This window comes from Streptomyces sp. NPDC054794, assembly GCF_053611585.1.
This window is the reverse complement of record NZ_JBSHAQ010000056.1, coordinates 1-12643: the sequence shown is the minus strand read 5'-3', so window position 1 is coordinate 12643 and position 12643 is coordinate 1. Positions and strand designations below refer to the sequence as shown.

Here is a 12643-nt window from a genome sequence, read left to right as displayed (position 1 = left end):
GCGTTACAGGTCGGCCTGTCCGGTGAGGGCCGGAACGCTGTCTGCCGTCGGGCCTGCCTGGTCTGACGCCGCGCGGACAGGGCTGATCACCCCAGACTGGGCCGCCTCGAAACTGATCCGCCCGTCCACGACGAACACGGCCTCGCCGTCCAGCACCACCCAATGGCGGCTTCATCCCGTCGGGCGCGGCGTCCATCCACCAGGGCGTCACATCCGCCGCGAGGAATCAGTGGTGCCAGCGCATCGGGGATCACGAAAGCATGGCGGCCGTTCACGGATACGCTCTCGTTGACGCCTGGGTATCAGTGCCGATCCGCCAACCGGAACGGGTAGAGACGAATCTGCTGCGGGTGATCCGAGCCATTGCTGGCGTGAACTGTGTGAGCCGGGAGTATTTGCAGGGGCTGCCCTTCGTGCACGCCGTGAAACTCACCGAATCACAGTCGGACTGGGGCTGGGCGATAGTCGAGACCCCGACGCCGCCGTCGGGTTGAGCTGATGCCGTGCATCGGACCGCGCCGAAAAGGAGCCCACAGCTGTCTACCCACTGGTCGGTACGGCCACCACGCTATGGAGGCGATCGCTGCGACAGCGGTCGCAGTTGACTGGCCTGTACGTGCCGGTGCCTGCCGGGCCGGGGTGGTACGTCATGCGCAGGCCTGGCGTCTCGAGTGCGGTGCGTGTCAGCACCGTCTGGCGAGCCCTGTGGGTCATGGTTGTGCTGGGCGGATGTGGGCGGCTTCTTCGGTGCGGCCGAGCTGGTTGAGGATGTCGGCTTGGACGTTTAGGACGGTATGCAGTTCGGTGTCGTAGGCGACGGGCTCGCCCTGGGCTAGTCGGCGGTAGATCTCCACGGCCTCCTGGGCGGCTTCCAACGCGGCGGGCAGGTCTCGCCGCAGTTCCACCCGTACACCGGCGAACATTCCCAGTGACCGGGCGAGATGGGGTTCGTATGCTGCGGGGAGGCGTCGGGCGAGGCGGCGGCGGATGGTGACTGCCTCTTCGGTGGCGTGCAGTGCGTCCTCGTGCCGCCCGGCCCCCGCGAGGTGGATGCTGAGGTTGTGCAGCGCCGTCGCTAGGTCAGGCTCGTAAGTGGCAGGGTTGGCCTCGGTAAGCTGCCGGCAGATCCGCACTGCTTCTGAGGCGGTGGCGAGGGCCTCGGCTCGCCTTTCGACTGCTGCCAGGTGAATGCCGAGGTTAATCAGGCTGTCGGCGAGAGCGAGGCCGTGGGCGGCGGGATTGTCCTGGGCGAGGCGGCGGCGGATCGATACCGCCTCCTGCTCGGCTTCCAACGCTCCTTGCCGTTCTCCGGCCAGAGCCCGGACCCCGCCGATGTTGGACAGGGACGCAGCGAGATCGGGTTCATGGGCGGTGGGGTTGTCCTGTGCGAGGCGGCGGCGGATGGAGATGGCCTCTCCGAAGGCCGCCAAGGCGTTCTCGTGTCGCCCCGCTTTCGCGAGGTAGGCTCCGAAGTTGTTCAGGGCGGTGGCGAGGCCAGGCTCGTAGGCGCCGGGGTCGGTCTCGGCGAGCTTCCGGTAGACGGGTACGACCTGTTCGGTGGTCGCCAGGGCCTCAGCCCGTCGCCCTGTCGAATCCAGGCACAAGGCGAGGTTGATCAGCGACTCAGCGAAGTCTGGTCCGTGGGCGGTGGGGTTGTCCTGTGCGAGGCGGTGGCGGATGGCCACCGCTTCCTGCTCGGTGGCCAGAGCTTCGGCGTGCCGTCCGACTGCTCTCAGGTGGAGTCCGAAGTTGGACAGAGTGGTGGCGAGATTGGATTCGGTGGTGGGGTCGGTCCGGGCCAGGTCCCGCCAGATATTGACGAGCTGCTGGCCGGTAGCAAGAGCTTCGGGGTGGAGGCCGGCGTGCCATTGGCGAGCTTCGAGTGCACCCAGGATGCGGGCGCGTTCGGCGGGTTCATTGGTGGCGGCGAGCCGGTGGGGGGTGAGGCGTGCGGTGACAGCGGCCGAACCAGGGTCGAGGCCGGTCTGCCGGTGTTGCGACAGGTGGGCGTCGACCGCTTCAAGGACGTGGGTGGGCAGGTGCTCGATGTCGGCAAGGGCAGTCAGTGCGGCGCCGCCGGCGTGGACTGCCAGCTGCGGGTGTGCCATGAGCAGTGAGGCGAGTTGGCCTGTGGCGAGATGGGGCCAGCGGGCGGCTGCGGCGATCAGGGCGGTGAGGGCGGCACGAGTCCACGGGGGCGGTTCCACTGTGGCACTTGGGCCGACCGAAAGTTCAGAGGGGGATGAGGCGGTGAGGAGACGCTGGGGGGCCGTGGTGGCCCAGGGGTCGGGGGTGTAGCTGTCCACGGTGTGGCCGGGGGTGGACAGGGCGAGAAAGTCCTCGGCCAGCCGGTCGGGGTGCAGAGGCTCCAGCACGAGGTCTGCTGCCCCGGTTGGGTAGGACACCGCGTGGTCGGTGAGGACCTGGCCGGCCTGGTCAGGGCTGCATGTTCCACTCGCCATGAGAGCGTCCTGGCCGTGGTCGTAGGACATCGCACCGGTCAGGGCGGCGGTGTAGGTGGCGTGAGCGAGGGTGTCGGCGGAGGTATGCACACCGCCGCTGGCGTGCAGGGTCTGCCAGTGGTCGCGTTCCCGGGTCAGTAGGTAGGCGGAGACCCGCTCCGGGGTATCCAGAAGGGCGGGCGCCTCGCTGTGGTGGGCGTCGACAGCGGCGAGGGCGGCCATATGTATGGACAGGGCCTGCCGGAACCCGGGACCATCCCGTAGGGCCTTGGGCGGAGCGACGTTCTGGCTACCAGGCAGATCCAGAGCTGCGGCGAAACGGTCCCGGGCAGTGGTGAACAACGTCTCGGAATCTGTGTCCGGGGCATCGGCGAGCGGACCCAGCGCCAAGGTGGCGACGGGCAGATCGAAGCGGTCCAGACGGTAGGCGAGGGTCTGCCACCAGACACCGGCCGGACGGGCCAAAAGCAGCACCCGGGCCCGCTGCTCCTGCAAGGTCACGTCGGCCAGCATCGCCAACAACTCCGCCGTCGGCCAGCGCTCGGCGTAGTCGGCCACCAGCAACACCCCAGCCCCAGGTCCGCCTTCGTCCAGGTCGGCAGCCGCCGGGCCCAGCCGACCTGCGGGAATCGGGGCGGAACCGCCAGTATGCCGGGCCTGGAGCACCTCCCAGCCGCACTGCCTCGTGAGGCGGGCGAAGTGGGAGGCGAGCCGGGTCTTGCCCTGCCCGCCCGGCCCGTGCATCAAGAGAATCGAGGCCGTACTCGTGTCGTCGCGCCAGGCTGCCAGCTGCTCCAGCTCGGTACGGCGCCCGATGAAGTCCGCCACTGCGTAGCGAGCCTGCAGCAGTCGGCCCGGCTGCGCGCGGGCTTGTTCCACCGTCAGCGAGGGGCGGTCAAAAGGAAAGGCATCCACCCTGTACAGGGCCTGCTCGGTGCCGACCGCGATGTTCACGTCGCCGGTCGTGTCACCGACCTGCACCACGGGGCCGTGCACCACCGAACTGGCCACCCACTGCCCGCGGCGGCGCTCCAGAGGTGCCGCCGGAGCAGCCGTGACCCGTGAACGCCGAAGCGCCAGCCGCCATGGCACACGGGCCGGGAGGTTCATGGGCCCTCGATGTCGACGTTTCCACCAGTGTTCTGCACCTGATCGACCGGGCCCGTCGCGCTCGTGTCACGCACCGACTGCCCATCCGACTCCGGTGCCACCGCACCGGAAGGCGTGGTGGGAGACACGGGACCCGGGGGCGGGACAGCGGGGCCGCGGCGGGTGATACGAACGTTCCCACCCGTCCCGGACACCTGGGCGATTCCTCCGCCCACAGCACTCCCGTGCACCGACTGCCCGCTGGGCGTGCGGCGGTCACGCACGATCCCGATCACAGCGACCGCCAGAGAGGCCAAGCCCACGAACAGCCCCAAAATGTTGGCCCACGTGGCAGCCTTCTCCAGGCTCACCATGGCCAAGTACACCGCCATCACGACCGTGGTCACGACAAAAGTCGCGCCACCGATCCATGCCTGGGCCCGCCCTGTCACATCGCCCCCTTGCCTGCGAGATCTGGTCCATCGTGCCAGATCCCCTACACGTCGTTGCTAAGCGTGCAAAACAAGGGCCTTCAGAAGGGCCCTAGGTCTGCTCGCATGGAGTGTCTGAGGCGGCGGTTTGCTTCCTTACAGGCCAGCTCTGCCGTTCGATGCTCAGGCGTGCCGACTGTGGCTCCGTTGGCGACGCAGTTTCGTAACTTGCGCATGGTGTGGAATGCGACGCCTGCTGCCTCAGCTACGTCTGGCGGGCAGGTTATGCGGATACGCTCCAGTGCCACGGGGAGGTTGCTGGCCCGGAATGCTTCGCGCGCGGCGGTTGCTGGTGGCAGATCGGTGAGCAGATCGCCAACCGCTACAGCGCGGAGCTGCTCTCCTGCGTCATGCAGGGCAGCGAGGAACTGGCTGTACGTCTCGCCACGGGCTACTCGCATCTGACGCTGTTCTTCGCGGCGCCAGCGGCCTCGGTCCGCGATTGTCGTCGATCCCACGCCGACAACAGCGCCTACCAGGGTGGTGATCACAGGGCTCCAGTCCACTGGCCGGCCCCTCCACTGACAGGTGATCCGGCGCCTGGCAGTAAGTGAGCTATGCCCATTCGACGCCCAGCTCAGCGAGCGCAGCCCGCTGGGATGGTGTGAGTTTGTCGCGCCTCGTCTTGGCGTTGCTCATAAACACCCCTAGCCGGACCAGTGTGGTCTCGCCCTCTAGCGTGATCTCTTCTGTGTGGCTTCGTTGTACGCGGTGATGGCCTTCGCGGGTGATGTATTGGGTGAGTGCGGCGAGGCCCCTTTGGAAGGCGGTTGAGAGCTTGCTGGACGTCTTCTCGCTGTCCTTGGTTGGGGCTGGGGTGGGCCGCAGGGCGGGTGTGACGCCCAGTTCGGCCAGTCGCTGCTGCTGCTCCTCGGAAAGCTGCGCCCAGTTGCGGCGTTGCCGCAGGACCCATGTCCCGAGGTCGTCTCCGTCGTACGTCACGCCGGGTGCGATGTCGGGGAGCCGACCGCCGGGTTCGTCGGCCGCCAGGAGGGCAAGGATGCGGTAGTGGCGCTGCCAGTCGAGCGGCCAGGGGCAGTCCCAGTCCCGGTCGATACCGGCCAGCTGGGCGGCCCGGGCGGCGGCGCGTTCAGGGTTCTTGCCCAGGCCGCCGTTCCTGCGGAGGTTGGCCATCAGCTGGCCGATGGGCGCGGTGGTGCCGTCCGGTCCGTCTGGATCGGGGCCTTCCCACAGGGCGTCTTGTCGCGGGGCGAGGTGTCCGTGGGCGTGGTGGTAGGACCGCAGGACGGCGAGCCGGTTCTCCCATGCTTCCTCGCCGGGTTCCCAGATCATCCCTTCGGTGTCGAGTTGCTGGATGCGGTGGTTGTCGAGGTCGCCGGTGCGGCGTGCTTTGCGCTGCTGGTGGATCCACCGTCCGAGGGGGAACGTGTCGGTGATCCCGACGGTGACTTCGGTGTCGTAGGGGACGGCGTGCAGGCCGGTGATGTGGTGTTGGGCGCGCCAGCGTCTGAGGGCTTGGTAGCCGGCGAGCCAGACGGTGGAGTCGGGTCGGTACATGCGGTTGCGGAGGAACGCGGCGATGGTGGCAGGGTCGCGGGGGGTGGAGAAGTGCAGCAGGGCCGACTGTGTACCGCCTCCGGTCTCATCGGCCGAGCCCCCGCCCTCGGTGCCGGTGGCGGTGATGCGTCCGTCGGCGTCGCGCTGGAGGTGGATTGTGCGTTGTCCGCTGGTGGTGGCGGGGGAGGCGAGGTCTTCGACGAGATGCTCGGAGTGGGATCGCAGCCCCTGAAGAACGGCGACCAGCGGGGCGTAACTGGCGCTGGCGACCATGTCGGTGGGGTTTTCTCCGGGCTGGAGGAAGACGGGGACGAGGATCCGTGCGGTCTTTGTCGTCCCGTCGGGGTTCGGGCGGAGGGCGCGGCCGATGTTCTGGACGATGTCGACTTGTGAGCCGCGGGTGTCGGCGAAGCAGATGGCTTCCACGCCGCGTTCGCCGACGATGTCGACGCCTTCTCCCAGGACCCGGACAGAGGCGAGGAAGGCGCGGTGTACCCGCCGCCCGTCGGTGTCGATGCCGTTGGCGAATTGATGGATGGTCTCGCGGCGCTCGGCGACGAGGTGGTCGCCGCACAGCCACGCCGACCACACCCTCCCTGGCGGCACGTGCCGGCCTTCGTCGAGGTCGTAGAAGCGGGCGTCGATCGAGGACGGCGGCATCCGCTCCGCCGCGGCCAGAGCCTGCTCCGGCACCTCCGCCTCGTACACCGCGGCAGCCGTCTTCGGCAGGCTGTCGGCGAACGCGGCGGCTTCCTCGACCCGGTGATGGAACGTCATGACGGTGCGCAGGTTGTGCTTCGCGGCGTGCTCGAGCAGCGCGGTCTGCAGCAGCGCCAGCCGCCGGCCGCGCACCGCCTCTTCCGAGCCCATGGATGCCTCGGAGACTGGGTCTGGGTCGTGGATCTCGAGGACGTCGATCTCGAAGGGGGCGAGGATGCCCCGCTCGATCGCCTCCGACAGCCCCAGCTCGAAAATCCACTCCCCGTAAGGCCCGGCGGGGTCGGAGGTCATGGAGGCGATCTCCAGCTCCTGGCCGTCTGCGCTGCGCACGGGCTGGGGGGAGGCGAGGATGCGGGGAGTGGCGGTCATGTAGAGCCGGAAGTCGGCCGGGATGCGGGCCTGGTCGTGGATCGCCGACCATGGTCGGCCGATCTCCCCGGCCGTACGGTGGGCCTCGTCGATGACCGCGAGGTCGAAGCCGTCCATTCGCTGCCCGTACAGCCGGGGCCCGCCTGCCAGAGCCGTCTCGAGTGGCCCCGGCATCGTTGCCCGGCCCGTGGGGTCGTCGGGGTCGTTACGGTCCACCAGGGAGGCATACGTCGCCAGCACCAATACCGGCCCGGATCCCGCCCACAGCGCGAGCTGGATCGCATTGGTCGTCGTCGGCACCTCAAGGGTATCCAGGACGGCGTCGCCCTCCAGGGAGCAGACCGCAACCATCGGCCCGTGATGGCCGGTCCGCCGCCACGCCTGCGCGGTCTGTACCAGCAGGTCGAGTGTGGGCACCATCACCAGGATCCGCCCGCCCCGAAAACACTCGAGCGCGGCCGCGGCAGCCGTGATCGTCTTCCCCGACCCGGTCGCAGACACCAGCGTCGCCCGCCGCCCCTCCTCACCAGCGGTTGATCGCGTCGGGAAGCCTGCCCAGGTGCGGATCTGCGCGACCGCATCCACCTGGTGCTCCCGCAGCTGAATCTCCTGCATGGAGAAATTCTCCCAGACCACATCTCTCCCATGCCGGGAACACCGGGCCTGTCCATGCATCAGAGTCCGTGTCCTTCGCACAGGTGCTCGCGTCGCGGAGGGGCTTTCGTCGGGCCTGCACCAGGAGTGCGATCACGGGGACCCGATTTTCGCCGCCCGAGGCCAGCATGATCATCACGTGCCGGTACCGCACCGCACTGGTGCCAGAGCCATGACCGACTGCAGTCTTTCCCTGTGTGTCGTCGCTCTGTGCACATGGCCAGACTCGGGTAGCGCACCCCTAGCACTCGGTGCCGGACGCCGCTGCGCATCCAAGTGCCGCGGCAGGTAGTCCGGTGAGCCATCGCGATCGAACCACTCGCGACTGGCTGAGGTGTTGGGGTCGAAGGGGCCTCGGAGTGGGCCTCTTCGGGGTTGTGCGGGCTGTATTGTCGGGGGTGCTCGTCCCTGCGTCATCTGGCTGCTGAAGGCTCAACGATGGTCTGGGACAGGGCGTTGCGGAGACCCTGGCGGGGCGCGGTGGAAGGCGTTCGCGGCCGGGGTCTCCGCCTGTGTGTGGCGCAGTGGACGAACCTGAAGGTAAGCGCTTTCCTTTTGCGAGGAATTGAGGTGCTTCAATTTCCTATGCCTCGAAATCTGGTGAGAAATTAGAGGCCTGTCTTTCAGGTCGTGCTGCATTTATTTGTCAGCGACAGCGCGGCATATTCCTGTGCGCCCTGAAGAAGGTTGACGAAGTACACCTGCCGCGGGGGGATGGCATCCCGCGGCGGGAAGTCCTGTGTCATGCTGCGACAGCGTCAGAAGTGAGCACTCGATGGTGAGTTGGACCGCTAGAGTTTCCAGCGAGGGATCGTCACGCTCTAGGCGGTGCAGAGCCGTCCTGTGCGCTAGGTTCCCCTTCAATCCCGGTCTGCGGAGCGGGTGTCCCGTGCTGGTCTTCCACCCGGCATGGGATGCCGTTAGCTCGCCCGCAGTCCACTCACGACAACCAATGATTGGTCCTTCAGCAGCCAGATGACATCAGTAGCGAGGAGAAGAGCGGATGAGCGGTGCCCACGCCGTGGATCTCGACGACCCGGCCCTGCGGGAAATGATCAAGGAAGCGCTGAGCAGCGGACGAGGCTTCAAGCGCTGGAACCGATTCCTCCAGACACCCGCTGACCAGCGGCGTAGCGCGAAGCTTCTCGAGAAGCTCCTGCTCGTGACGCTCGTCGTCCTCGTCCTGGCGGTCATCGTTCTGGCTCTGTGCGCGTTGTGCGCGGTGGCCAAGGATCCACATGCACCTGGCGCCGGCGCATACGGGACGCTGGCCCTGGTGGCCAGCGGCGGAGTGGTGGGGTGCTTCGTGCTCCTGCGGATGCACCGTGCCCGCATGCAGCGTGCCGAACGGCGCAGTGACTGATGACTGACAGCCTGGTGCAAGACGGCTTCCACCCCGCCTCACAGCACTAGGCAGGCAGTCCCCCTGGCCTCAACCTCCGTAGTATTCACGGAGGTTGAGGCCAGACGCATGTCTACACGCAGAACGCGGCGCCCCGTCAGCACGTCCTCGAGATCCACAGCAGGTGCGATCTATCGTGCGACCACTGTTACGTATCAGCACGCCGATCAGAGGCGGCGGTCGAGGCCACCTTCATCCGGCCGCCAACTACCTTCCGTCGCCGCTCGGATCGCGGAGCACGCCGCCTTGCATGCCCTTGAGCCCGTCCACGTGATCCTGCACGGCAGCGAGCCCCTGCTGGAAGGGGCCTCCCTGGTTCAGGGCATCGGCGTGCTTCTCGCCCCCATCCAGGCCCCGTCACCATGCTCGATCTGCGTTTTCACACCAAGGCTGCGTCTATCAGCAGACGTCATCGGGACGTCGACGTGTCTGGGACGCCCCGAACCTGTCCGGCGCCCGGCCACCGTACGCCGACCTGCCGCTCGAGGCCTTTGAGGCGCGGGAGGAGCAGGACTGCAGGTTTCCGGTGCCAGTCTTCGACCCGGTGCTCGGCACGCTGCGCGGCGGGTCGAGCCTCACTGGGGAGGTGGGGCTCGCGCTGAGCGATCTGGTCGTGGTCGGGACCCACGGCGCCTTCGAGCAGGCGGACTCGCTGAAGACGGCCTACAACGAGCCTTCGGAATGGGAAGGGACGTCCTTACTCGCCCTCGACGACGGCGGGGCCAGCACCGGACCACGCCAGGGGCGCACCGCAGCGGAGCACATACAACCTTTTGAGAACCCCAGCCGACGCAGGCCGGGCCGCCACGGGGACTGTCACCAGTCACCCCGTCGTCTGTTCCTCCAGCCTCCCGGCGTTGTCGAGGACCAGCAGCCAACGGCGGAGGGCGAGCCCTGATGCGGGGCGGGCCCGTCGTCGCCCAGCACACCCTTGTTCATGCAGGGTCATGCGCGCTCGACGAACCGAGCGGGCGACGCCGACTGTCCTGGAACAGGTGCAGCGCAGCGGGCAGTTCGCTGCGGCCGGCAATCCGGGGGCACCTGCGGGGCCTGCGCCACAACTGCACTTCACCAGCCACAACGACCTGCTCACCGAGCTCCATGGGGCCTCTCCGACTCAGGCGCGGAGCCTCCGCCTGCACCCTGCTCGGCATGTCCGGCGTCGGGAAGACGCAGGTCGCCGCGGAGTACGTCTACCGCCTCGGAACCGACTACGACCTGGTGTGGTGGATCAACTTGGATCGCACACCCAGCGGGGCCGTTTCTGAACTCGCCGTGCTACTTGGCCTGAGGATCGGCAGTGCGCCCGCCTTGTCGGCCCCGTCCGCCTCCGTCGCGTCTGCGGGGCCCTGGTCTTCCGGTGCAGCGTCAGGTTCGCGGCCTACTCGGCAGCGCGCTGCTGCCGTCCGAGAGATCATCGGCCTGCTGCTGGGACTGCCGGGATGAGATGAGGCGGTGGGCAGACCGCCGGTGATCGCGGTGGTCGTGGAGACCGACGGTGCTATCGAGCAGGTGGACTGGCTGAAGGCGGCCTACGCCGGTGCGTCACGACGGGCCTTGCCGTCTTCCGGCGGTTCTTCGGCGGCGTCCTGGAGCATCCGGGCGTTGTCGTCCGGCAGTTGGAACTCGATGGGCTCGTCCGGCAGTGCTGCGAGTGCCCTATGGTCGGCGTATGCGGAGACGGCAGCTACGACCACCGGTACCGCGTCGGCGAGGGCTTCCGCAATCCGTCGGTGTACTGCGGTGACCTGGAGCGGCTGATCTAGCACATCGCGGACCGAGGCGAGCCCCCGATCCGCTGTGCCTCAGCCAGCGCAAGGTCGCAGGAGCACTGGAATGGTCACTCTCGAAGCTGATCCGCATCGAAACGGCTGCGGTCAGCGTCTCTGTCACCCGTCTCCGGCTGATGCTCCAGGATTACGAGGCGACAACCAGCACGTCGTCATGGAACAGCAACAGGCCCCTGGGGCAGCAGAGCCGGTCCTGGCGGTGCGAGTTCGGCGAGGGCATCCGCGAACCGTTCCTGCAGCACCTCGGCTACGAGAGCGCGACGGACATCATCCGCGGCTACCAGTTAAACGTCGTCCCTGGTCCCCTGCAGAACGAGACGGCGGCGTTCAGATCTTCTTCATCCTCGACGAGGCGGTGTTGCGTCCCCATGTCGGCGGACCCTTGTCCGAGGAGCTGGAGATGATCAATGCGGCGCTGTACCTGCGCCGCCCTCTGCTCGTCACCGGCAGCCCCGGCGCGGGCAGGAGGACGCTGGCCCATTCCGTGGCGTACGAGCACGGACGGGGTGACGTCCTGCGCTGGTCCATCGTCAGCCGTTTCACGCTCCAGGACGGCCTGTACCACTACGACGCCATTGCCCAACTGCAGGATGTCCAGATAAGCCGCGCAGGGCGGCACGGGGCGGCAGCTGGCAGTCCCGGAGCCGTCGAAGCCATCGGCAGCTACATCCACCTCGCTCCGCTCGGCACCGCGCTGCTGCCGTCCGGCACCCCCGCACGTGCTGCTGATCGGCGAGCTCGACAGGAGCGACATCAATCTGCTGAACGTGGAGGAAGGCGAGTTCGAGCTGATGCTCACGCACCCAGGCAGCCACGATTTCCGGCCTCAGTGCCGTTGAGCAGGTACAGCTTGGCTGGTGCAGTGAGGGCGGCGCGCGGAAGATGACGCTCACGTCGACGTCGTGGGTGGAGCGCTGGCCCGACAGATTGTGCTGAAGGAGCTGGTCCTGAGCGTTGCGTATGGCCAGCCAACGCTGGTGGACGGGGTCGTCGTTGCCGCGGCCCCGACCGGGACCGGGCAGGCGAGGTCGCTTGCCCGCCAGCATCAGGTCTCCGTGGTCAGGCAGGCCGCATAGATGCTCATGTACGGGGCCGAGAAGGCCCCTGTGAGCCGGAGGCCAGGCCGACCATCGCCGGCTGGGATTCGTCACGAGCCAGCGCCGGTTGTGCGGAGACTGCCTGATGACCTCCTCGGCCACGACCAACCACTACAACTCCACCACAGCTAAGGGAAGTTGAGTGAAAGTTGTTTATGAGGAGGTACCAAGTGAAGACAACTTAGTCAGAGTTGGTTGCCAACTTGGTTGAACGATGCAAGTCTTTCCGGGCCCCATGATCTGTTCCGACCACGGGCAGCGCCCACCTGGTTTCCTTTGAACCGGCCAGCTGTCCCCAGCACACGACACGACCGTCCGCGCGCTGCAGTTCACCCTGGCGGTCAAGCTGTACCTGCTCAACGGCGCGGAGGTGTTCTTCGCGTACTACATGGGCACCCGCTGGGAGGAGTCCACCAGCAGCGGAACGCTGGGGATGCACGACGCTGTGGGCCCCGAGTCCTTCCTCTTCTCCTTCGAGGAGCGGCGGGGCCGGCGTGACGTGGCGTTCGTGGAGCAATCGCAGAAGTGGTTCGACGCCCTCTGGGAAACCATCACGACGGACCTGACACTCTCCTAGTGACTTCTGATACGACAGCGGAAACTCAGACGCCCTAATCGAGAAGATATTTTCTCTAATCACGGTCTTCCCCCCTGCAAGGGTGGGCATCTCACATCACCGTCAGGCCTGTTTGGAAAATTCTGATCGGATTGCCTCGGGATCCTTTCCAGGAGTACCCATATTTTTGCCAGTACTACATAGTGCATCATTCAGAGGTAGAACAGGAGTCACCCCCTGCCTCTGGTTGGTGCGGGCCCGAAGGGACCTTGTGCGGGGGAGCGGAGCGGACCCGCGTGAGGCCTGGAGCGTAGCGGAGGGCCGGCCGGGGCTTTGCCCCGCTGCTCCGGGAGCGGAGCGGACGGAGCGTCAGTCCTGGTTCCATGAACCAGGACTGGGCAGGACGCGAAGCGTCCTGCGTGCGCTCCCGCGGAGCGGGAGCGCAACCTCCTTGCGCAGCAAGGAGGTTCGCTTGCATCGCGCGCAGCGCGATGG

7 protein-coding genes and 2 pseudogenes are annotated in these 12643 nt (G+C 67.3%); 5 read left to right on the top strand and 4 right to left on the bottom strand.

Translation table 11 applies throughout. The features are described from left to right. Window positions 1–3: 3 nt before the first annotated feature. The 4 genes from ACWGKT_RS39300 to ACWGKT_RS39285 form a co-directional block, all read right to left on the bottom strand. A complete protein-coding gene (locus tag ACWGKT_RS39300; RefSeq protein ID WP_453277433.1) occupies window positions 4–159 on the bottom strand; it encodes a hypothetical protein in 156 nt (51 codons plus the stop codon). A 551-nt stretch (window positions 160–710) separates the two neighbouring features. After that, window positions 711–3446, bottom strand: coding sequence for a tetratricopeptide repeat protein (locus tag ACWGKT_RS39295; protein WP_453277432.1), 2736 nt, complete (start codon window positions 3444–3446; stop codon window positions 711–713). Window positions 3447–4597: 1151 nt separating this feature from the next. Beyond that, complete coding sequence (locus tag ACWGKT_RS39290) at window positions 4598–7264, bottom strand: Helicase associated domain protein (protein ID WP_453277431.1); 2667 nt, start codon at window positions 7262–7264, stop codon at window positions 4598–4600. A 662-nt stretch (window positions 7265–7926) separates the two neighbouring features. Then, window positions 7927–8049: a hypothetical protein gene (locus tag ACWGKT_RS39285; protein WP_453277430.1), complete on the bottom strand. Its 123-nt coding sequence runs from the start codon at window positions 8047–8049 to the stop codon at window positions 7927–7929. A 257-nt stretch (window positions 8050–8306) separates the two neighbouring features. On the opposite strand from ACWGKT_RS39285, the gene ACWGKT_RS39280 reads away from it, so the two are divergent. The 5 genes and pseudogenes from ACWGKT_RS39280 to ACWGKT_RS39260 form a co-directional block, all read left to right on the top strand. Then, window positions 8307–8666: a hypothetical protein gene (locus ACWGKT_RS39280; RefSeq protein ID WP_453277429.1), complete on the top strand. Its 360-nt coding sequence runs from the start codon at window positions 8307–8309 to the stop codon at window positions 8664–8666. A 565-nt stretch (window positions 8667–9231) separates the two neighbouring features. Further along, window positions 9232–9603 (top strand): hypothetical protein, encoded by a 372-nt coding sequence (locus ACWGKT_RS39275; RefSeq protein WP_453277428.1) that lies wholly within the window; start codon window positions 9232–9234, stop codon window positions 9601–9603. 721 nt (window positions 9604–10324) lie between these two features. Beyond that, complete coding sequence (locus ACWGKT_RS39270; protein WP_453277427.1) at window positions 10325–10471, top strand: hypothetical protein; 147 nt, start codon at window positions 10325–10327, stop codon at window positions 10469–10471. A gap of 403 nt (window positions 10472–10874) precedes the next feature. Then, window positions 10875–11286 (top strand): annotated as a pseudogene (locus ACWGKT_RS39265) (AAA family ATPase); the annotation flags it as partial. A gap of 616 nt (window positions 11287–11902) precedes the next feature. Beyond that, a pseudogene (locus ACWGKT_RS39260) lies at window positions 11903–12169 on the top strand (GntR family transcriptional regulator); the annotation flags it as partial. Window positions 12170–12643 lie beyond the last annotated feature (474 nt).

Bases quoted from the DNA above. Each gene is read 5' to 3' on its own strand.
- ACWGKT_RS39290 (WP_453277431.1), bottom strand. From the start codon at position 7,264: ATGCAGGAGATTCAGCTGCGGGAGCACCAGGTGGATGCGGTCGCGCAG.
- ACWGKT_RS39285 (WP_453277430.1), bottom strand. From the start codon at position 8,049: ATGACACAGGACTTCCCGCCGCGGGATGCCATCCCCCCGCGGCAGGTG.
- ACWGKT_RS39280 (WP_453277429.1), top strand. From the start codon at position 8,307: ATGAGCGGTGCCCACGCCGTGGATCTCGACGACCCGGCCCTGCGGGAA.